General features: G+C 60.1%; 16 protein-coding genes. 13 read left to right on the top strand and 3 right to left on the bottom strand.

Annotated features, from left to right (window positions below; translation table 11 throughout):
* The first annotated feature begins 181 nt into the window (after positions 1-181).
* The 10 genes from FH08_RS0102920 to FH08_RS0102875 all read left to right on the top strand — a co-directional run bounded on the left by FH08_RS0102920 (position 182) and on the right by FH08_RS0102875 (position 12,704).
* Positions 182-1,471 carry a serine hydroxymethyltransferase gene (locus tag FH08_RS0102920; RefSeq protein WP_031356881.1) on the top strand — a complete coding sequence of 430 codons (1,290 nt, stop codon included), beginning with the start codon at positions 182-184 and terminating at the stop codon, positions 1,469-1,471.
* Between the two features lie 36 nt (positions 1,472-1,507).
* Complete coding sequence (locus FH08_RS0102915; RefSeq protein ID WP_031356880.1) at positions 1,508-2,479, top strand: dipeptidase; 972 nt, start codon at positions 1,508-1,510, stop codon at positions 2,477-2,479.
* Positions 2,480-2,511: 32 nt separating this feature from the next.
* Positions 2,512-3,048: a DUF5943 domain-containing protein gene (locus FH08_RS0102910; RefSeq protein WP_031356879.1), complete on the top strand. Its 537-nt coding sequence runs from the start codon at positions 2,512-2,514 to the stop codon at positions 3,046-3,048.
* Between the two features lie 49 nt (positions 3,049-3,097).
* On the top strand, positions 3,098-5,161 hold the full coding sequence (locus FH08_RS0102905) for an NADH:flavin oxidoreductase (RefSeq protein ID WP_031356878.1): 2,064 nt from the start codon (positions 3,098-3,100) through the stop codon (positions 5,159-5,161).
* Between the two features lie 2 nt (positions 5,162-5,163).
* Positions 5,164-7,083: a (Fe-S)-binding protein gene (locus FH08_RS0102900; RefSeq protein WP_031356877.1), complete on the top strand. Its 1,920-nt coding sequence runs from the start codon at positions 5,164-5,166 to the stop codon at positions 7,081-7,083.
* A gap of 3 nt (positions 7,084-7,086) precedes the next feature.
* Positions 7,087-8,274 carry an electron transfer flavoprotein subunit alpha/FixB family protein gene (locus FH08_RS0102895; protein ID WP_031356876.1) on the top strand — a complete coding sequence of 396 codons (1,188 nt, stop codon included), beginning with the start codon at positions 7,087-7,089 and terminating at the stop codon, positions 8,272-8,274.
* On the top strand, positions 8,271-9,077 hold the full coding sequence (locus FH08_RS0102890; protein WP_031356875.1) for a drug:proton antiporter: 807 nt from the start codon (positions 8,271-8,273) through the stop codon (positions 9,075-9,077). The genes FH08_RS0102895 and FH08_RS0102890 overlap by 4 nt, the downstream gene beginning before the upstream one ends.
* A 63-nt stretch (positions 9,078-9,140) precedes the next feature.
* Positions 9,141-10,439 (top strand): aromatic ring-hydroxylating oxygenase subunit alpha, encoded by a 1,299-nt coding sequence (locus FH08_RS0102885; RefSeq protein WP_031356874.1) that lies wholly within the window; start codon positions 9,141-9,143, stop codon positions 10,437-10,439.
* Positions 10,440-10,492: 53 nt separating this feature from the next.
* On the top strand, positions 10,493-11,698 hold the full coding sequence (locus FH08_RS0102880; RefSeq protein ID WP_031356873.1) for a hybrid-cluster NAD(P)-dependent oxidoreductase: 1,206 nt from the start codon (positions 10,493-10,495) through the stop codon (positions 11,696-11,698).
* 142 nt (positions 11,699-11,840) lie between these two features.
* Positions 11,841-12,704 carry a glycine betaine ABC transporter substrate-binding protein gene (locus tag FH08_RS0102875; RefSeq protein ID WP_031356872.1) on the top strand — a complete coding sequence of 288 codons (864 nt, stop codon included), beginning with the start codon at positions 11,841-11,843 and terminating at the stop codon, positions 12,702-12,704.
* A 92-nt stretch (positions 12,705-12,796) separates the two neighbouring features.
* Here the strand turns inward: FH08_RS0102875 and purU are convergent, their stop codons facing one another.
* Both purU and FH08_RS0102865 read right to left on the bottom strand, forming a co-directional pair.
* Positions 12,797-13,681, bottom strand: coding sequence for a formyltetrahydrofolate deformylase (gene purU / locus FH08_RS0102870; protein WP_031356871.1), 885 nt, complete (start codon positions 13,679-13,681; stop codon positions 12,797-12,799).
* A 136-nt stretch (positions 13,682-13,817) separates the two neighbouring features.
* The gene (locus tag FH08_RS0102865; RefSeq protein WP_031356870.1) at positions 13,818-14,738 is read right to left on the bottom strand and encodes a choline sulfate utilization transcriptional regulator; all 921 of its coding nucleotides are present in this window, start codon (positions 14,736-14,738) and stop codon (positions 13,818-13,820) included.
* A gap of 141 nt (positions 14,739-14,879) precedes the next feature.
* Between FH08_RS0102865 and betC the strand changes: the two genes are divergently transcribed.
* From betC to FH08_RS0102850, 3 genes are all read left to right on the top strand, one after another.
* Positions 14,880-16,418 carry a choline-sulfatase gene (gene betC / locus FH08_RS0102860; RefSeq protein WP_031356869.1) on the top strand — a complete coding sequence of 513 codons (1,539 nt, stop codon included), beginning with the start codon at positions 14,880-14,882 and terminating at the stop codon, positions 16,416-16,418.
* A 51-nt stretch (positions 16,419-16,469) separates the two neighbouring features.
* Positions 16,470-17,420 carry a choline ABC transporter substrate-binding protein gene (locus tag FH08_RS0102855; protein WP_031356868.1) on the top strand — a complete coding sequence of 317 codons (951 nt, stop codon included), beginning with the start codon at positions 16,470-16,472 and terminating at the stop codon, positions 17,418-17,420.
* Positions 17,421-17,690: 270 nt separating this feature from the next.
* Positions 17,691-18,839: a porin gene (locus tag FH08_RS0102850; protein WP_031356867.1), complete on the top strand. Its 1,149-nt coding sequence runs from the start codon at positions 17,691-17,693 to the stop codon at positions 18,837-18,839.
* Positions 18,840-18,855: 16 nt separating this feature from the next.
* Here FH08_RS0102850 and FH08_RS0102845 read toward each other — a convergent pair whose 3' ends face one another.
* A complete protein-coding gene (locus FH08_RS0102845; RefSeq protein WP_031356866.1) occupies positions 18,856-19,839 on the bottom strand; it encodes a GlxA family transcriptional regulator in 984 nt (327 codons plus the stop codon).
* Positions 19,840-20,130 lie beyond the last annotated feature (291 nt).

The following is a 20,130-nucleotide window of genomic DNA, read 5'->3' as shown; positions in this document are numbered from 1 at the left end:
CGTGAATGTCGGAAAAGGCCAAGAACACGTCTAAATTCATAAATTGGCGCGTGGGGTGAAAGTCAAGAATAGACGCATCGGAAAGCGGTTCTCAGCGTGGTTTCGAGTGTCTTTGCAGGTTGGCTCTCGAAGCAAACCGTCTTTCAAAAAACGACTTGTCCCCGAACCCACGGATGCTTCAATGTCAAATTCCCCGACTCGCCCCGCCGCCCCGTTCTTCGACGAACCGCTTGCCACCCGCGACGCGCCAGTGCGCAGCGCCATCCTGAAAGAGCTGGAACGCCAGCAGTCGCAGATCGAACTGATTGCGTCGGAGAATATTGTCTCGCGCGCCGTTCTTGAGGCGCAGGGTTCGGTGCTGACGAACAAATATGCGGAAGGTTATCCGGGCAAGCGTTATTACGGCGGCTGCGAATTCGTCGATGAAATCGAAACCCTTGCGATCGATCGCGTGAAGCAGATTTTCAACGCAAAGTTCGCCAACGTGCAGCCGCATTCCGGCGCGCAAGCGAATGGCGCCGTGATGCTCGCGCTGACGAAACCGGGCGACACCGTGCTCGGCATGTCGCTCGATGCAGGCGGCCACCTGACGCACGGCGCCAAGCCGGCGATGTCCGGCAAGTGGTTCAACGCGGTCCAGTACGGCGTGAACCGCGAGACGATGTTGATCGATTACGAGCAGATCGAAGAACTCGCAATGCAGCACAAGCCGACGTTGCTGATTGCGGGTTTCTCGGCTTATCCGCGCGAACTGGACTTTGCGCGGTTGCGTGCGATTGCGGATAAGGCCGGTTCGAAGCTGATGGTTGACATGGCGCACATTGCCGGCGTGATCGCTGCAGGGCGCCATCAAAACCCGGTCGAGCATGCGCATGTGGTGACGTCCACCACGCACAAGACACTGCGCGGCCCGCGCGGCGGTTTTGTACTGACCAATGACGAAGACATCGCCAAGAAGATCAATTCAGCAGTGTTCCCGGGCCTCCAGGGCGGTCCGCTGATGCATGTAATCGCAGCCAAGGCCGTCGCCTTCGGCGAGGCGCTGCAGCCCGGTTTCAAGACGTACATCGATAACGTGCTGGCCAACGCGAAGGCGCTCGGCGAAGTGCTGAAGGCTGGCGGCGTCGATCTGGTGACCGGCGGTACGGACAACCACTTGCTGCTCGTCGATCTGCGTCCGAAGGGCTTGAAGGGCAATCAGGTCGAGCATGCGCTGGAACGCGCGGGCATCACCTGCAACAAGAACGGCATACCGTTCGATCCGGAAAAGCCCACGGTTACCTCAGGCGTGCGCCTCGGCACGCCGGCCGGCACCACGCGTGGTTTTGGCGTGGCAGAGTTTCGCGATATCGGCCGACTGATCGTGGAAGTGTTCGACGCGCTGCGCGACCACCCCGAAGGTCACGCTGACACCGAACACCGCGTGCGCCGCGAAATCTTCGCGCTGTGCGAACGCTTCCCCATTTATTGAATTTTTTGATTACGCCCTCCTTTTCCGGAGCAAGAGATGAGCACACTTCACGACAGCAGCATCATCATCGACGGCCTGAACATTTCGAAGTTCGAGCCGTCGGTATTCGAAGACATGAGAAAGGGCGGCGTAACCGCGGTGAATTGCACCGTTTCGGTCTGGGAGAGCTTCCAGAAGACGGTCGACAACATTGCTGAAATGCGCCAGATGATCCGCGAGCACAGCGACATCCTCACGCTCGTGCGCACGACAGACGACATTCGCCGCGCAAAGAAAGAGAACAAGACGGGCATCATTTTCGGTTTCCAGAACGCGCACGCGTTCGAGGACAACCTGGGTTACATCGAAACATTCAAGCAGCTTGGCGTGAACGTCGTGCAGCTTTGCTACAACACGCAGAACCTCGTGGGCACCGGTTGCTACGAGCGCGATGGCGGTCTCTCGGGTTTTGGTCGCGAAGTGATTCAGGAAATGAATCGCGTGGGCATCATGGTTGACTTGTCGCACGTGGGCGGAACGACCTCTTCAGAAGCTATCGCCTTCTCGAAGAAGCCGGTGTGTTATTCGCATTGCTGCCCGTCCGGCCTGAAAGAACATCCGCGCAACAAGAGCGATGAACAGCTTAAGGAAATTGTCGACGCAGGCGGTTTTGTCGGCGTGACCATGTTCGCGCCGTTCCTCAAGCGCGGTGCGGATGCGACGGTCGAAGACTATCTCGAGGCCATTGAATACGTGGTCGACCTGATCGGCGAAGACAACGTGGGCATTGGCACGGACTTCACGCAAGGCTACAGCACGGAATTCTTCGACTGGATCACGCATGACAAGGGCCGCTATCGTCAACTGACGAACTTCGGCAAGGTCGTGAATCCCGAAGGTATCCGAACGATTGGTGAGTTCCCGAACCTGACCGCCGCGATGGAACGCGCCGGCTGGAGCGAGTCGCGCATCAAGAAGATCATGGGCGAGAACTGGGTGCGCGTGTTCGACAGCGTCTGGAACGTCTGAACCGGCTCACCCAATAAAAAGGAACCCACCCGATGCAACCGCAACTGCCTATTGACGTTGATCCGGAAACCGGCGTCTGGACGACCGACTCGCTGCCCATGCTGTATGTGCCGCGCCACTTCTTCACGAACAACCATCTGGCCGTTGAAGAAGCGCTCGGCCGCGATGTGTATGCGAAGAGCCTTTATACCGCGGGCCACAAGTCGGCGTATCACTGGTGCGATAAAGAAGCCAAGCAACACGGCATCAGCGGCATGGCCGTGTTCGAACATTACCTGAAGCGCTTGTCGCAACGCGGCTGGGGTTTGTTCTCGATCGAGAAAAGCGATCCGGCGGCTTCAACTGCAACCGTGCATCTGCGTAACTCGTCCTTCGTGCTGGCGCAGCCGGGCAAGGAAGGCAAGCTTTGCTACATGTTCGCAGGCTGGTTCTCTGGCGCGATGGACTGGGTCAACGACACCGCACCGGAAGGCACAAAGAAAGGCCCGAAGTCGTTTTCGGTCGAGACCCAATGCGCGGCCGAAGGCCATTCGCATTGCGTGTTCGAAGTGACGCCGCTGGCAGCGTGAACGAGTAATAAAGCAGCGTAGTACATAGATAAATCCGAGGTCGACCGCGATGCGTTACCCCAACCTTTTCAAGCCTCTTACGCTGAACAAGCTGACTTTGCGCAATCGCATTGTCAGCACCGCGCATGCGGAGGTCTACGCGGAACCGGGCGGTTTGCCCGGTGACCGGTATATCCGTTATTACGAGGAAAAGGCCAAGGGCGGTGTGGGATTGGCCGTATGCGGCGGCTCGAGCCCGGTGTCCATCGATAGTCCGCAAGGATGGTGGAAGTCGGTGAATCTTGCGACCGACAAAGTCATCGATCCGCTCTCGCGCCTGGCCGAAGCCATGCACAAGCACGGCGCGAAGATCATGATCCAGGCGACGCACATGGGCCGTCGAACCGCGTATCACGGCGAGCACTGGCCGCATCTGATGTCGCCGTCCGGCGTGCGTGAACCGGTGCATCGCGGCAACGCGAAGATCATTGAAGTGGAAGAAATCAAGCGCATCATTTCCGACTTCGCAGCGGCCGCGAAGCGCGTGAAAGAGGCGGGCATGGATGGCGTCGAGATATCGGCGGCGCACCAGCATTTGATCGACCAGTTCTGGAGTCCGCGCACGAATTTTCGTACCGATGAATGGGGCGGCTCGCTCGAAAACCGCCTTCGCTTCGGCAACGAAGTGCTCAAGGCCGTGCGTGAAGCGGTAGGTCCGGACTTCTGCGTCGGCCTGCGCATGTGCGGCGATGAATTTCACGAAGATGGCCTCGATCACACGCAGTTGAAAGAGATCGCACAGTCGATGTCGGAGTCGGGCCTGATCGACTACATCGGCGTGATTGGTTCCGGTGCGGACACGCACAACACCCTCGCAAACTGCATGCCGCCGATGGCGCTGCCGCCCGAGCCGTTCGTGCATCTCGCGGCTGGCATCAAGTCGGTGGTCAAGCTCCCGGTGATGCACGCACAAAGTATTCGCGATGCAGGGCAAGCCGAGCGCTTGCTGGAGTCCGGCATGATCGATCTGGTCGGCATGACGCGGGCGCAGATCGCCGATCCGCACATGGTCATCAAGATTCGCGATGGCCGCGAAGACGAGATCAAGCAGTGCGTGGGCGCGAATTATTGTATTGACCGGCAGTACAACGGTCTCGATGTGCTGTGCGTGCAGAACGCGGCGACATCACGTGAAGAGACCATGCCGCACGTGATCGAAAAATCGCGTGGACCGAAGCGCAAGGTCGTCGTCGTGGGCGCGGGTCCTGCGGGGCTCGAAGCTGCACGCGTGGCGAAATCGCGGGGACATGACGTCGTATTGTTCGAGAAGAACGATTATGTCGGCGGCCAGATCATGCTGGCGGCCAAGGCGCCGCAGCGCGAGCAGATGGCGGGCATCGTGCGCTGGTTCGACATGGAAACGAAGCGCCTTGGTGTGGATCGGCGGCTGGGTGTGGCAGCCGATGACAAGATGATCATGGCGGAGAAGCCGGACATCGTCGTGCTGGCAACGGGCGGGTCGTCGTTTACGCAGCAGGTGCCGGCGTGGGGCGTGGCTGATGGTCTCGCCGTGAGTTCGTGGGACATTCTCTCTGGCAAGGTCGAGCCGGGCAAGAACGTGCTGGTCTATGACGGCGTCAGCACGCATGCAGGCGCGGGCGTAGCGGACTTCATCGCGAGCCGGGGTGGCAATGTCGAGATCGTGACGCCGGATGTGAAAGTGTCCGACGATGTGGGCGGCACGACCTTCCCGATTTTCTATCGACGTCTGTACGCGCAAGGCGTGATCTCGACACCGAACTACTGGCTCGACAAAGTGTACGAGGAAGACGGCAAGAAGATCGCCGTGATCCGCAACGAGTACACGGAGGAACAGGAAGAGCGCGCGGTCGATCAGGTGGTGATCGAGAACGGCATTACGCCGAACGACGAACTCTACTGGAAGCTGAAACCGGAGTCGTTGAATCGCGGCCAGATCGATGTGCACAAGCTGTTCGCGTCCGAACCGCAACCATCGTTGAGTGAAGAACTGGGCAACGGCCGCTTCCTGCTCTTCCGCGTAGGCGACTGCATCTCCATGCACAACATTCACGGCGCGATCTACGACGCGCTGCGCCTCGTCAAGGACTTCTGATAATGAGCCCGGTGTTTGTCATTACCGCGTTGTTGTGGTTGTCGGTGGCGGGTCTGGCATTCGCACTGTTCAAGCGTGCCGCGTATTGGCGCGAGGGTCGGGCGACGGCTGCGGGTGCATACGGCTGGGGCAATTTGCTGTCGATCCCCAAGCGCTATTTCGTCGATCTGCATCATGTGGTCGCACGCGATCCGTACATCGCGAAGACCCACGTGGCCACCGCAGGCGGCGCGATTGCCGCCATGGCGCTGGTGTTCCTCAACTACGGGCTGGCTATCTATTCGCCCTGGCTCGACAAGCTGATCTTCCTCGCGGCGCTCGTGATGCTGGTGGGTGCGGTGTTCGTGTGGCGTCGGCGGCACGGCGCGAAGGCGGTGCCGGCGCGGTTGTCCCGTGGGCCGTGGGACAGCCTGCCGTTGCTGCTGGGGTCGTTCGCACTCGGGCTGGTATTGTTCATCGTGTTGCCCGCAGCAGCCATGTCTGGCGCATTGGCGATCATCGTTGCGTTGCTGATTGCCGTGGGTGCTTTTACGATGACCTTTGGCGCAGCCCGCGGTGGTCCGATGAAACACGCGCTCGCTGGCTTGCTGCATCTCGCGTTTCATCCGCGGCAAGAGCGCTTCACCGGACGTAGCCACGAGCATGACGTCGTGCCGCCTACTGCGCTCAAGATGCCCGTGCTCGATGCAAAGGAATATGGCGTCGGCAAGCCGGTGGAGTTTCGTTGGAATCAATTGCTGAGCTTCGATGCCTGCGTGCAATGCGGCAAGTGCGAAGCGGCATGTCCGGCATTCGCTGCGGGACAGCCGCTGAATCCGAAGAAGCTGATTCAGGATCTGGTGACGGGTATGGTCGGCGGCACGGACGCCGCGTATGCAGGCAGCCCGACGCCTGGCATCCCGCTCGGCAAGCATTCAGGGGCGCCGTCGAAGCCGCTGATTTCCACGATGATCGAAGCAGATACGATCTGGTCATGCACCACGTGCCGAGCATGCGTTCAGGAGTGCCCGATGCTGATCGAGCACGTGGACGCCATCGTGGATATGCGGCGTAACCAGACGCTGGTCGAAGGCATCGTGCCGGGCAAGGGTCCTGAAACGTTGGCGAACTTGCGCGAGACCGGCAGCGCGAACGGCTTCGATATCGGCGCGCGTTACGACTGGGCCGTGGATCTGCAAGTGCAGGTCGCGCAGCCGGGACGTCCGGTCGATGTGCTGCTCATTGCAGGCGAAGGTGCGTTCGATATGCGCTACCAGCGCTCGTTACGCGCGCTGGTAAAAGTGCTGAACAAAGCAGGCGTGGACTATGCAGTGCTTGGCGGCGTGGAGACGGATACAGGCGACACCGCCCGTCGTCTCGGCGATGAAGCCACGTTCCAGCAACTGGCGACGCAACTCATCGCGACCCTTTCGAAGTATTCGTTCAAGAAGATCGTCACCGCCGATCCGCACGTGATGCATAGCCTGCGCAACGAATATCGCGCGCTGGGCGGTCTGTATGAAGTGCAGCACCATACGTCGTTGATTGCGGAACTCGTCGCGAACGGCAAGCTCACGCCCGCCGCTGAAAGCGCGCTTGCCGCGGGCAAGACCGTCACGTATCACGACCCGTGCTATCTCGGCCGCTATAACGGCGAGACGGAAGCGCCACGCAAGCTTCTCAAATCGATCGGAATCAAGGTCGTTGAGATGGAACGCAACGGCATGCGCGGCCGATGCTGCGGCGGTGGCGGCGGAGCGCCGCTCACGGACATCCCCGGCAAGCAGCGTATCCCGGACATCCGTATCAACGACGCCCGCTCGATCAACGCGGAGATCGTCGCGGTCGGATGCCCGAACTGCACGGCAATGCTGGAAGGTGTAGTAGGTACTCGCCCGGAAGTGCTGGATGTGGCTGAACTCGTTGCAGCGGCGCTGGAGTAAGCAATGCACACCATCAAACGAATTGATCCGCGCCGGCCGTTTTCTGTCACGACAGAAGGGCTCAAGCGCATTACGCTGGGGTTTGTCGGCGTGGCGGGAGACGTCAATGCTGCTGCGCTGAGCGGGCATCGTGAACAAGCAAAGGCGCGGCGTACGATGGCCACGGCGCAGCGCTCATTGCTCGTGGCTGCACACAGCGACCGTGGTTCGCTGGATGACCACGCGCGGCAAACGCTTGCTGCCGCCGCGTTACTGGCGGACTCGACAACGCAGGTCGTGTTGCTTGTCCTGGGCGAATTGAAGGACGATGCGGCTGCGTTGGGCGCGGACAAGGTGATCGAGATGCCGGCATTCGACCGTCGCGCATTCGTACCTGATGCCGCGTTGGACGCGCTCGCCGCGTGTGTCGCGGCTTATTCGCCCGCGCATGTTTTCATCCCCGATAACGCGACCGGCGACGGCGATCTCGGACGCCGATACGCTGCCCAAGCGAAGGCATCGGTGGCGGCGCATGTGGTCGAAATCGACGCCGCGCACGTGTCGGTTTACACACAAGCGCACAAGGCGTTTTCCGTGCGTTCGCTTCCCGATGTGATCCTGCTGGCCCCGAATGCCGTTGACGCAAGGCTGCCTTTCGTTGGCGCAGGCGAGCGGGTCGAGGCGGAGCAGTTCGCCGTTGCAGGCCTTCAAAACGCGAGTCCATACAAAGATCTAGGCATCGAAGAAATCGATGCCGCCCAAGTGGCGCTGGAAGAAGCCGATTTCATCGTGTCGGCGGGGAATGGCGTGACTGATATCCCGGCGTTCGAGCGTCTCGCCAGCACCGTGGGCGCCGCAATTGGCGCAAGCCGGGTAGCCGTCGACGATGGCAAGTTCCCGCGCGACAAGCAGATCGGGGCAACGGGCAAGACGGTCGATGCGAGCATCTACATCGCGTTCGGTATCTCCGGCGCGGTGCAGCACTTGCAGGGCATCAAGGATTGCCGTCACGTTATCGCGGTGAACCTGGACGCGAGCGCGCCAATCGCGAAACGCGCGAACCTGACGATCATCGGCGATGCGCAGGAGACGATCGCGGCGTTGACCGACGCCGCCGCTGCAGCACGTCGCGCGCGTGCCAACCCGGGCTCGCTAACAACGTCCGGAGGCAACGCCTCGAGCTCGGCAAAGCTGGAAGGAGCGCTCGCATGAGTAATGCATCGACCACGAAGCACGTAAGCAAGATCGCCGTCCTGGTCTCGGTCGGACGTCATCCGGTGAGCGGAACTGCGCGCTACAGCCGCAACGACGCTGCCGCGCTGACGCTGGCAACGCGGCTCGCGGCCCAACACCAGGCGACGCTTGACGTGTTGCACGCAGGCGAGCCAACCAATCCCGCATTGCGCGAATATCTCGCGTTGGGCGCGGCAAAGGTGGAAGTGTTGGCGGTAGCCGTTGGCGACGAAATTGCGCCAGCGCTAACCGCACGCTTGAAGGGCTACGACCTTGTGCTGACCGGCACGCGCGCGGAAGGCACGGAAGACAGCGGCATGCTGCCTTATAAACTTGCCGACGCATTGGGCTTCGCGCTGCTTGCATCGGCGGTGGACGTAGAGATTGAAGCAGACGTTGAAGCGGCAAGCATCGCCGTCCGACAATTCCTGCCGAAAGGTTTGCGTCGCCGCGTGCGGGCAAGCTTGCCCGCCGTTGTCGCGGTGCATCCCATGGCCAACGCCACGCCGCGTTACGCGTACGCAAAACTGCGTGAAGGCACGATCGAACCGGTGCTGGTGAGCGCCGCCAACGCATCGGAGAGCCTGCGCTGGTCGATCAAGCCCGCGACGGCAAAACCCGTGCGGCTGGCGGCGGCCGAAAAGCGTTCGGGTCATGCGCGCATGCTCTCGGCCACGACGACGGAAAGCCGCGGCGGCAGCGTCGTAATTGAAGGGACTTCCGTCGAAAAAGCACAAGTGATCCTGGCCTATTTGCGCGAGCATCAACTCGTCGATTACTGATTTGCGACACGAAAATTCCCGCACATTCAAGGTCGGGCGGGGCACCAAAACACGGAGTACACGATGAAAGTTTCCGCAGACGTTCGCGCAATGATCGAACGCCGCAAGAAGGGTCACACGCTCGAAGCGCCGTTCTACGCAAGCGAGGAAATCCACGCGCTCGACATGGACGCGATCTTCCGGCGGCACTGGATCCAGGTCGCGGTCGAACCGGACGTGCCGGAAGCGGGCGACTACATGACGGTGGAACTCGGCAACGACTCCATCCTCATCGTACGCGACGACGACATGCAGATCCGCGCGTTCCATAACGTCTGCCGGCATCGCGGTGCGCGCCTGTGCAGCTCCGAAAAGGGCTCGCTTGGCAATATCGTGTGCCCGTATCACAGCTGGACCTACAACCTGAACGGCGACCTGATGTTCGCCGAGCATATGGGCGAGCAGTTCGACAAGTGCAAGCACAGCCTCAAGAAGGTCCACCTCGAAAATCTCGCGGGGCTGATCTTCATCTGCCTCGCTGAAACGCCACCGGCTGACTTCGCTGTATTGCGCGCTTCGATGGAACCGTATTTGAAGCCGCATGGCCTGGCCGACTGCAAGGTGGCCGCCGCTATCGACATCATCGAAAAGGGCAACTGGAAGCTCACGATGGAGAACAATCGCGAGTGCTATCACTGCGTCGCGAACCATCCGGAACTGACCATCTCGCTGTACGAATATGGCTTCGGTTATCAGCGTTCTGCCGACAACGAAGAAGCGATGGCAGCCTTCGACAAGACCGTTGAAGAACGCACGAAACAATGGGAAGCCATGAACCTGCCGTCGAAGGAAATCGACCGGCTGGCTGACCTTGTCAGTGGTTTTCGCACACAACGTTTGCCGCTCGATCGCAGTGGCGAGTCGCAGACGATGGACGCCAAGGTGGCATCGAAGAAATTGCTTGGTGGTTTCCAGCAAGCCGATCTTGGTGGCCTGTCGTTCTGGACGCAACCGAATTCGTGGCATCACTTCATGAGCGATCATATTGTGAGTTTCTCTGTGATTCCGCTGTCGGCCGGCGAGACGCTGGTTCGCACTAAATGGCTCGTACACAAGGACGCGAAGGAAGGCATCGACTACAACGTCGACAACCTGACCGCCGTCTGGCGCGCGACCAATGATCAGGACCGTGCGCTGGTGGAATTCTCGCAACTGGGCGTGACGAGCAGCGCGTATGAACCGGGTCCCTATTCGCCGTTCACGGAAGGCCTCGTGGAGAAATTCTGCGAGTGGTATGTCGGTCGGCTCGACGACTACGCGAACACGCCGGATGAAGCAAGCGTCAGCGATCACGGCGAGAAAGTCGTGTCGTTCAAGCGCTAACCGGCGGCTAACCAACAAACAACGTCGCCCACAAAGCTACAGCGGAGAAACAGATGATGCGCGATCAGGCGACGTTCGAGCCTGCCCCGAACCGAGTGACCCAGCCCGAGTTCTGGGGCACGCTTCCCGCCCGTTGGGACAGCGACACTGACGAAACGCTCGTCTGCTGTCACGTTCGTCAGGAAACGCACGACGTTAAGAGTTTCTTCTTTCGTGCGCCGGGTGAACGGACCTTCGTTTTTGAACCGGGTCAGTTCATCACGCTGGAGTTGGAGATAGACGGCGAGTCGATCAATCGCTGCTATACGATCTCCTCGCCGCCTACGCGTCCTCACACAATTTCCATCACAGTGAAGCGCGTGCCGGGCGGCAAGGTGTCGAACTGGCTGCACGACAATCTGCTGGTGGGCGGCAAGGTTCGCGTGCTCGGACCCGCCGGCGAATTCACCTGCGCGCGGCATCCGGCGCGCAAATTCCTGTTTTTATCGGCGGGATCCGGCGTGACGCCGTTGATGTCCATGAGCCGTGCGCATCACGAACTCGGCGAGGATCGCGATATCGTATTCGTGCACAGCGCACGCACGCCCGACGACATCATCTTCGCGCGCGAGCTCGATCTGATTGCGTCGAACCAGACGAATTTCCGCACGGCGTTCGTGTGCGAAAGAGTTGGCGCGCGGACGAACTGGCCCGGCGTAACAGGCTTCCTTACACTCCCGTTGCTCAAGCTTGTCGCACCAGATTTTCTGGAGCGGGAAATCTTTACCTGTGGTCCGGCGCCGTACATGAAAGCGGTGCGCGATCTGCTCGCGGAAGGCGGTTTCGACACGACGCATTATCACGAGGAAAGCTTCTCCTTCGAGACGATCGCCGAAGTCGCAGCGCAATTGACGACTGCGCACGTGGCGGATGCCTTGCGGTCCACCGAAACTTTTAGCGAAATGCGGGAGAGCGCGATCGGCTTTGATCCGGCGCCCGCACCCTCGCCTGTCGAGACCACCTTCAAGGTAAGTTTTGCCAAGAGCAATCGCGAGATCGAGTGCGGCAGCGCGCAGCATGTGCTGGACGCGGCCAAGAAATCGGGCGTGCGCTTGCCGGCATCGTGTACGCAAGGCATGTGCGGCACCTGCAAGGTCAAGCTGCTCTCCGGCGAAGTCGACATGAAGCATAACGGCGGCATTCGTCAGCGCGAGATCGATCAGGGCATGGTTCTGTTGTGTTGCAGCAAGCCGCTGACGGACCTTGTCGTCGATAAGTAGGGTATTCATCAGGACCGGCGGTACAGCCGGACAAAATGAGGTCGCATCCAGACAACTGGGTGTCGAAAATTAACCAGTCGGCGCTTTTCTGGCCGGTGATTCTTAAGCCTCAATGGTGAGGACCGCAAAGGGGAGTACGACAATGAGACTGATCAAGAAACTGCTTGTTTTAAGCACCTTAAGTGCTGCGCTGGCTGCAACCAGCGCGGGTGTGATTGCCGCCGATGCGAAGCCGACCATCAAGATCGGCTACGTGGAAGGTTGGGACGACAGCGTGGCGACGTCGAACGTGGCGGCTCAGATCATCGAGAAGAAACTGGGTTATCCCGTGCAACTCGTACCGGTCGCTGCCGGCGTGATGTGGCAGGGTGTGGCGCGCGGTGACCTCGACGCTACTTTGTCGGCGTGGCTGCCGGTCACGCACGGTGCGTACTGGGAAAACTTCAAGTCGAAGGTCGTCGATCTCGGCACCAACTTCCCTGACGCGAAGATCGGCCTGATCGTGCCGGAAGATGCGGACGTGACGAGCCTGACGGATCTCGAAGCGAAGAAGGCGGAGTTCGGCGGGCGGATTGTCGGTATCGATGCCGGTGCCGGCGTGATGTCGAAGACGAGCGAAGCGATCAAGGCATACGGTCTTGACTACACGTTGATGCCGAGTTCAGGCAGTGCGATGACGGCGGAGCTGGCACGTTCGGAAAATGCGAAGAAGCCGATCATTGTGACCGGCTGGAAACCGCACTGGATGTTCGCGAAGTACAAGCTGAAATTCCTGGAAGATCCGAAGAAGGTGTTCGGTGAAGCGGAGCATGTGGACAGCGTGGTGAATCCGGAACTCGAAAAGAAGGCGCCTACCGTGGTCGCTTTCCTGAAGAAGTTCCAATGGAAACCGGGCGAGATCGACAGCGTGATGCTGGCTACCACGAACGGCGCGAAGCCGGCCGCTGCTGCGGACGCGTGGGTGAGCGCACATGGCGACCGTGTGTCGAGCTGGACTGCTAACTAAAGTCTGGCTTTAGCTTCAACGAAACAACGCCGCTGAAAAGCGGCGTTGTTCGTTTTAGAGCCTGATTTCGAAGGCTGAATCTGAAAGGCCGATTACAGCACCACCGTCCGGTCGCCGTTGATAAAGACGCGCCGTTCAATGAACGCCTTCACCGCGCGCGCAAGCGTGATGCATTCGACATCGCGCCCCGTCGCGAGCAAGCGTTCCGGTTTGTACGAGTGATCCACGCGCTCGACCACTTGTTCGATGATCGGACCTTCATCCAGATCATCGGTCACGAAATGCGCCGTAGCACCAATCAGCTTCACGCCACGCGTATGCGCCTGGTGATACGGCTTCGCACCTTTGAAACCGGGCAGGAACGAATGATGGATGTTGATCGCGCGTGCGGCCAGTTTCCGGCTCGTCTCTCCTGACAGGATCTGCATGTAGCGCGCGAGAATCATCAACTCCGCACCGGACGACTCGAACAAATCGAGCAGGCGTGCTTCCTGTTGTGGTTTGGTATCGGCGGTAACCGGAAGGTGACGGAAGGGCAGGCCGTGCTGCACGGCAAGCGGTTCCAGTTCACGATGGTTAGATCCGATTCCGACAATGTCCATCTTCAGTTCACCCATGCGCCAGCGGAACAACAGGTCGGCCAGGCAGTGTTCAAGCTTCGACACCATGATGAGAACCTTCGGCCGCGCAGCCACGTTGTGTATCGCCCACGTCATCGAGAAACGTTCGGCGATCGGCGTGAATTCCTGCTGCAACGCGGCGATCTGCAGCGTTTCATCGTGATCCACTCCGTGGAAAACACAGCGTACGAAGAAGCGCTGGCTGAGGTCGTCGTCGAAGACGGTGAGTTCATCGACGTAACACTGATGCCGGTCGAGGAAGCCGACCACGGCGGCGACCTGTCCCGCGGCGCTGGGACAAGCGACCGTCAGCACGAGTTGATGGGAAAGGGTGTCAATGACGTTGCTACCAGCCATGCGGTTCTCCACTATGCAAATGGCGGCGCCGCGAACGCGGCGCGCATGCATTGCAGTAGAACAAATTGCATGGGACGGCGGCTAGAAGCTAAACGCCGTGACGCTGGTATCGGAGCGTCAGGCGGGTTTCAGGGTCTCAGGCGACCACGCCGCAATCAGCCAGCAGCCAGTCGCGAAACGCACCGACGGCCGCGGTTTGAGCGCGCGGCGCGTTCAGAAGATATCCGCTGTCCGTCGTCACCGGGATGTCGAACAATTCGATCAGTTGTCCGCTCGCGACGAGTTCATCCACCAGCGGCGCCCAGCCGAGCGCCACGCCCTGGCCCATGATGGCCGCGTGCGCGACGAAACCATAACTAGTGAATGTAATCCCGCGATGCGCGGGGGGCGCCTCCAGCCCATGCGCCGCGAACCAGCCATGCCACGATAGCCACCGTTCCGGGTTCGTGGGTTCAAGATGAAGCAGCGGCAGACCAACAAGATCTGAAGGACGGCTGGGTCTACCATGCCGCGCGAAAAACGCCGGGCTGCACACCGGCGTGACTTGCTCGGGAAATAGCTTAACCGTGCCGCGACCGGCCCAGTCTGTCTCCGCCTGACCAAAACCGATCACGATATCCGCATGATCGTGATCGGCGGCGAATACATCTTGCGCCGTGGTGATCCTTACATCGACGTCAGGCATCAGCGCCTTGAATTGCGACAGGCGCGGCATCAGCCAATACGTCGCGAAGCCGAAGTCAGTCAGGAGATTGAGCGAACGCTGCGCGGGCGTTGCGTGGCGGGCGCGAATGTCGTTGGTCGCCACGCGGATGGTGTCGAGACTCTGGCGCACCGCTTCGAACAGGCGCACGCCGTCCTCGGTCAGCGTCACGCCCCGGTGGCCGCGCTCGAACAGCGCCGCGCCGAGGGTTTCCTCGAGCTGCACCACGCGCTGGCTGACCGCCGGCTGCGTGGAGCCCAGTTCTCGGGCGGCAGCGGTGAAGCTGGCGAGACGCGCGGCGGACTCGAACATCGACAGCGCCTGCATGGGCGGCAAACGATCCTGTCTCGGCATAAGTCCCCCTTATGTGCTCATAACGTTTTGCTCTCTTCACAGCCGCTCAGTGAACGGCAATAGTGATGCACGACCGAGCCGTTCTGCGTGCGTTTGCTTTGTGCTGCGCCACCTTCCTGATTCTATTCGAGCCCCGCTCCGATGCTTAAACGCAAACCGAATATCCTTATTCTGATGGCTGATCAAATGACGCCGTTCGCGTTGTCCGCGTATGGCCATCACGTGACGAAGACGCCGAACATGGACGCGCTCGCGGCCCGGGGCGTGGTCTTCGATTCGGCGTATTGCGCGAGTCCGCTCTGCGCGCCGTCGCGCTTTTCGTTCTTGTCGGGCAAGCTGCCCTCGGCCATAGGCGCCTACGATAACGCCGCCGAATTTCCCTCGCAAACATTAACGTTCGCCCATTACCTGCGCGCGGAGGGGTATCGCACGATTCTCTCGGGGAAGATGCACTTTTGCGGTCCGGATCAATTGCATGGTTTCGAGGAGCGCCTGACCACCGACATCTACCCGGCGGATTTCGGCTGGACGCCGGACTGGGACGACTTCGAGACACGGCCGAGCTGGTATCACAACATGAGTTCCGTGATCGATGCCGGGCCGTGCGTGCGCACGAACCAACTCGATTTCGACGATGAAGTGACCTACACCACGCGCCAGAAGTTGTTCGACATAGCGCGTGAGCGGCAAGCCGGGAAAGACGAGCGGCCGTTTTGCGTGGTGGCGTCGCTCACGCATCCGCACGATCCTTACGCGATTCCGCAGAAATACTGGGACATGTACCGCGACGAAGACATTCGAATGCCTGCGTACCGCGACACGCTGGATGCTGCCGATCCGCATTCGAAGCGCCTGCGTTACGTGTGCGAGACGGACAAGACGCCGCCGACCGACCAGCAGATCCGCAACGCACGCCATGCGTATTACGGCGCGATTTCTTACGTCGATGCGCAATTCGGCGCGATCCTCGAAGCGCTCGATCAGGCGGGACTGGCCGATGACACCATCGTGATCGTGACATCCGATCATGGAGAGATGCTTGGCGAACGTGGTCTCTGGTACAAGATGACGTTCTTCGAAGGCGGCTGCCGCGTGCCCCTGATCGTGCACGCGCCGCGACAATTCAAGGCGGCACATGTGAGCGCTTCTGTCTCGCATCTCGACTTGCTACCGACGCTCGTGGAACTGGGCCGTGGCACGCCGCGACCCGCATGGCCCGATACGCTCGATGGCCGAAGCCTCGTGCCGCATCTGCGCGGCGAGCCGCACGCACACGATGAAGCCATCGGCGAGTACCTGGCCGAAGGCGCGATAGCACCGATCGTGATGCTGCGGCGCGGCGACTTCAAGTTCATCCATACGCCGTCGGACCCCGACCAGCTCTTCAACGTCGCAGATGATCCACTCGAACGCACCAACCTTGCGACGTTGCCGGAACACGCGGCGAGGGTCGCGGCGTTGCGCGAGGAAATTGCTGCGCGTTGGGACCTCGTTGCTTTGCGTGCCGAAGTCGTGCAAAGCCAGCGACGCCGGCAATTTCACTTCGAAGCCACCACGCAGGGCAGGATTGAATCATGGGACTGGCAACCGTCGGAAGACGCCAGCCAACGTTATATGCGCAATCACATTGACCTCGACACGCTTGAAGCCATGGCGCGTTTTCCCGCTGTCACGCGCTAAAGCCACGCTGATGCACCAAAACCAAAACCACATCACCCACAGGAAGCCAACATGAAAAAGCCCTTTAAACACGCGCTATTCTGCATTGCGGCACTCTGCGCATCCATCGGTTCGGTAGTCGCTGCCGAGCCCCAAAGCTGCCTGCAGGTGAAGATGGCGGACCCGGGCTGGACTGACATTGACGCGACCAACGCCATGGCCGGTGTCGTGCTGAAGGCGCTCGGTTATAAGCAGAGCGTTTCGAACCTTTCAGTGCCAATTACGTATCAGGGCTTGAAGAAAGGCCAAGTCGACGCATTCCTCGGTAACTGGATGCCCGCGCAAGGGCCGCTGGTCAAGCAGTTCGTCGATGAGAAGTCGATTGACGTGGTGCACCCGAACCTGACGAACGCGAAGTTCACGCTGGCCGTGCCGGACTACGTGGCGGCTGCCGGTGTTCACACGTTTGCCGACCTGCAGAAGAACCTGGACAAGTTCGACGGCAAGATCTATGGCATTGAACCGGGCGCACCCGCGAATCAGAACATCAAGAAGATGATCGATGAGAAGGCCTTCGGACTGAATGGCTGGAAGCTGGTGGAGTCGAGTGAGACCGGCATGCTGACGCAAGTCGAACGCTCGGTGCGTGACAAGAAGTGGATCGTCTTCCTTGCTTGGGAGCCGCATCTGATGAACACGAAGTTCCATCTCACCTACCTCGATGGCGGCGATAAATACTTCGGCCCGAACTTCGGCGGCGCGACGGTCAACACGGTTTCGCGGGCGGGTTACGCGGGCGAATGCCCGAACGTGGGACGGCTTTTCAAGCAGATGACATTCAACGTCGACCTGGAGAACGGCATCATCACCGACGTCCTTCAAAACAAGACCAACGTGGATACCGCTGCTGCAGCGGCGCTTAAACGCAACCCCGATCTCGTGAAGGGTTGGCTTGACGGCGTTACCACGAGTACGGGCGGAAATGCGTGGCAGGCCGTGCAAACAGCGCTTGGTTCCAAATAACAACAGTGCGTCGCACCTGGACAGGTTTACGTCGCAAAAGGTCGAGCCCCACTAAATATGGCCTCTTACTTTTGCAAGGCTGGTGGATGCGCCTGAAGCTCAGTCTCAGTGCATGCACCCGCATCCCATGCGTCAGATCACTGTAGTACGCCGGTCTCTGCAATAAAAATTCGAGCGAGAAGCGCTGCGCGATATCAATCCATCGCCGGAGCAGCGCGGACCTCGCTTGGTCCAACGAAACGTGCAAGCGGGTATCAGGGAGAATCAACGATGAAGAAGCGAAATGCCGTAAAGCTGGCGGCCCTCGCATTGGGCGCAGGCGCCGTCTGCGCACCTGCTTTGGTTCAAGCGCAAAGCAGCGTAACGCTGTACGGTATCCTCGACGCCGGTATTACCTACGTCAACAACACGGGTGGCTCGCATGTCGTCAAGTTCGACGACGGCATCTCTTACGGTAACCGGTTCGGCCTTAAGGGCACGGAAGACCTGGGCGGTGGATTGAAGGCAATCTTCGTGCTCGAGAACGGCTTCCACCTCGGCAACGGCACGTTCGCCCAAGGTGGTGCGGAATTCGGCCGGCAGGCCTATGTGGGCTTGCAGAACCAGTGGGGCACGATCTCGGCGGGTAACCAGCTCGACCTGACGAACGAGTTCATGGAGGGTTACAACATCTCTTCGTTCGGCAGCGGCTACGCGATCCACCAGGGCGACTTCGACCGCATGAACGGCGACCGCTTGCCGAACTCGATCAAATACATGTCGCCCGATATCAGCGGCCTGACGTTCGGCGGCTTGTATTCGTTCGGCAATGTTGCGGGTGATTTCCACGAGAAGAGCGCATACAGCTTGGGCGCGCACTACGCGCACGGCGACTTCACGATCGGCACGGCGGTCACGCGCCTGAACAATCCGAACGGTATCTATGCATTCGACCCGTACGCGATGATCGGCACGAAGACCTTCCTGGGTCAGACCGTTGCAACGGTGAACCCGACTACGGGCGCGGTAACCGACTTGTTCAGCAGCACCGCGTTCAACGTCGACAGCCAGATGACTTACGGCATTGGGTCATCGTATGCACTCGGCAACCTGACGCTGTTGGGCAATTACACCTACACCACGATCAAGGGCTTCGGACAGTCGTCGCACATGCACGTGGGTGAAGGAGGTGCGCAATATAACTTCACGCCTGCGTTGATCCTGTACGGCGGTTACCAGTTCACGGCGTTTGAAGGGCACAAGTGGAACATGGGCTCGCTCGGGCTGCATTACCTGTTGTCCAAGCGTACCGACGTCTATGTGTCGGGCGACTACCTCAAGGCATCGAGTGGCGTGAACGCGGTGATCGGCTATAGCTTTACGCCGTCGACGTCGAGCACCCAAAGCGATGTTCGCATTGGTATCCGGCATTCGTTCTAAGCGTTATCTGTTTGTTTCAGCTGGTCGCGACGGTTTCCCCAACGGGCGCCGTCGCGCGTGGCGAACTGCGGTCCTGGCGCGGGCTTGAGCCGAAGCGCGTGCGGTAGGTGCGTGAAAAGTGCGAGGGTGATTCGAAGCCGCATGCCACGCAGACGGTGGTAATGGACATATCGGTTTGTTGTAGTAATTCGCGGGCGCGTGCAAGGCGCAGTCCGAGATAGAAGTGGGTGGGTGTGTCTTTCATTGCCGAGCAGAACAGGCGTTCAAGCTGACGCCGCGTCACGCCGATTTCCTCTGCCAGTGCATCTGGCGACAGGGGTTCCTCCATGTGTTGTTCCATCACGCCGATCACCTGGATCAGCTTGCGATTGTGGATGCCGTAGCGTGCTGCGATCTGCATGCGCTGGTGGTCCGAGCGTTGCCGGATGCGGCCGAGTACAAATTGCTCGGAGACCTGCGCGGCGAGTTCGGCGCCGTGGCGGCGGCCGATCAGGTCGAGCATGAGGTCGATGGAGGCGGTGCCGCCGGCGCAGGTGATGCGTCGCGCGTCGATTTCGAATAGCTCCTGGCTGACCGTCAGCGACGGATAACGCTCCTGGAACGCCGATGCTGCTTCCCAATGCAATGTCACGCGCTCGTGCTTGAGGAGGCCTGCTTCGGCCAGTACGAAACTTCCTGTATCGATACCCCCTAGCGTTGCGCCTTTGCGATCCATCCGCCGGAGCCAGTCGGCCATTTCGCGTGTGTAGCGGCTTAGCGGGTTGAAGCCTGCCACGACGATAACGTTGGTGGCTTCGTCGACGTCGGCCAGGGCGCTTTCTGCGTTGAGCGAGATGCCATTGCTGGCGCAGACGGGGCCGCCGTCGAGGCTCAGGATGTGCCAGCGGTAGAGTGCACCCCGAAAGCGGTTGGCGACGCGTAGCGGCTCGATTGCCGACATGAAGCCGATGGACGAAAACTCGGGCAGCAGGAGGAAGTGGAAGTCTTCGGTGGCGGGCATTACACGGTGATGGGCGATTTGCAATCGGACTAGCAAGCTAACAAGCGGAAATTGCGGGCGCAATGGGGCCAAATCCTAGGTTTTCCGTTCGCACTTGGTTTGGGGGTTGGGGGGCTGGTTGGTCGGTCGGGGTAGTGGTCGGGGTTGATGCCGGGGTGCCAGGTTCCTGCGTTAGCGGTCGGAGTCAGTGCCGGGTTGGTGCTTTCGGCCTTAGCGGTCTGCTTGAGTTGGCTATTTTCTTTATCACTATTAGCCACTGTGCGTGGCGGCACGTCATTTCTTTGTCCAAAG

The sequence above is a fragment of the Caballeronia sordidicola genome, from assembly GCF_000729995.1.
Classification (GTDB): Bacteria; Pseudomonadota; Gammaproteobacteria; order Burkholderiales; family Burkholderiaceae; genus Caballeronia; species Caballeronia sordidicola_A.
This window is presented reverse-complemented; position numbering and strand designations above follow the sequence as displayed.

Coding starts and splice junctions, on each gene's coding strand:
- FH08_RS0102920 (WP_031356881.1), top strand. CDS start 182: ATGTCAAATTCCCCGACTCGCCCCGCCGCCCCGTTCTTCGACGAACCG.
- FH08_RS0102915 (WP_031356880.1), top strand. CDS start 1,508: ATGAGCACACTTCACGACAGCAGCATCATCATCGACGGCCTGAACATT.
- FH08_RS0102910 (WP_031356879.1), top strand. CDS start 2,512: ATGCAACCGCAACTGCCTATTGACGTTGATCCGGAAACCGGCGTCTGG.
- FH08_RS0102905 (WP_031356878.1), top strand. CDS start 3,098: ATGCGTTACCCCAACCTTTTCAAGCCTCTTACGCTGAACAAGCTGACT.
- FH08_RS0102900 (WP_031356877.1), top strand. CDS start 5,164: ATGAGCCCGGTGTTTGTCATTACCGCGTTGTTGTGGTTGTCGGTGGCG.
- FH08_RS0102895 (WP_031356876.1), top strand. CDS start 7,087: ATGCACACCATCAAACGAATTGATCCGCGCCGGCCGTTTTCTGTCACG.
- FH08_RS0102890 (WP_031356875.1), top strand. CDS start 8,271: ATGAGTAATGCATCGACCACGAAGCACGTAAGCAAGATCGCCGTCCTG.
- FH08_RS0102885 (WP_031356874.1), top strand. CDS start 9,141: ATGAAAGTTTCCGCAGACGTTCGCGCAATGATCGAACGCCGCAAGAAG.
- FH08_RS0102880 (WP_031356873.1), top strand. CDS start 10,493: ATGATGCGCGATCAGGCGACGTTCGAGCCTGCCCCGAACCGAGTGACC.
- FH08_RS0102875 (WP_031356872.1), top strand. CDS start 11,841: ATGAGACTGATCAAGAAACTGCTTGTTTTAAGCACCTTAAGTGCTGCG.
- purU (WP_031356871.1), bottom strand. CDS start 13,681: ATGGCTGGTAGCAACGTCATTGACACCCTTTCCCATCAACTCGTGCTG.
- FH08_RS0102865 (WP_031356870.1), bottom strand. CDS start 14,738: ATGCCGAGACAGGATCGTTTGCCGCCCATGCAGGCGCTGTCGATGTTC.
- betC (WP_031356869.1), top strand. CDS start 14,880: ATGCTTAAACGCAAACCGAATATCCTTATTCTGATGGCTGATCAAATG.
- FH08_RS0102855 (WP_031356868.1), top strand. CDS start 16,470: ATGAAAAAGCCCTTTAAACACGCGCTATTCTGCATTGCGGCACTCTGC.
- FH08_RS0102850 (WP_031356867.1), top strand. CDS start 17,691: ATGAAGAAGCGAAATGCCGTAAAGCTGGCGGCCCTCGCATTGGGCGCA.
- FH08_RS0102845 (WP_031356866.1), bottom strand. CDS start 19,839: ATGCCCGCCACCGAAGACTTCCACTTCCTCCTGCTGCCCGAGTTTTCG.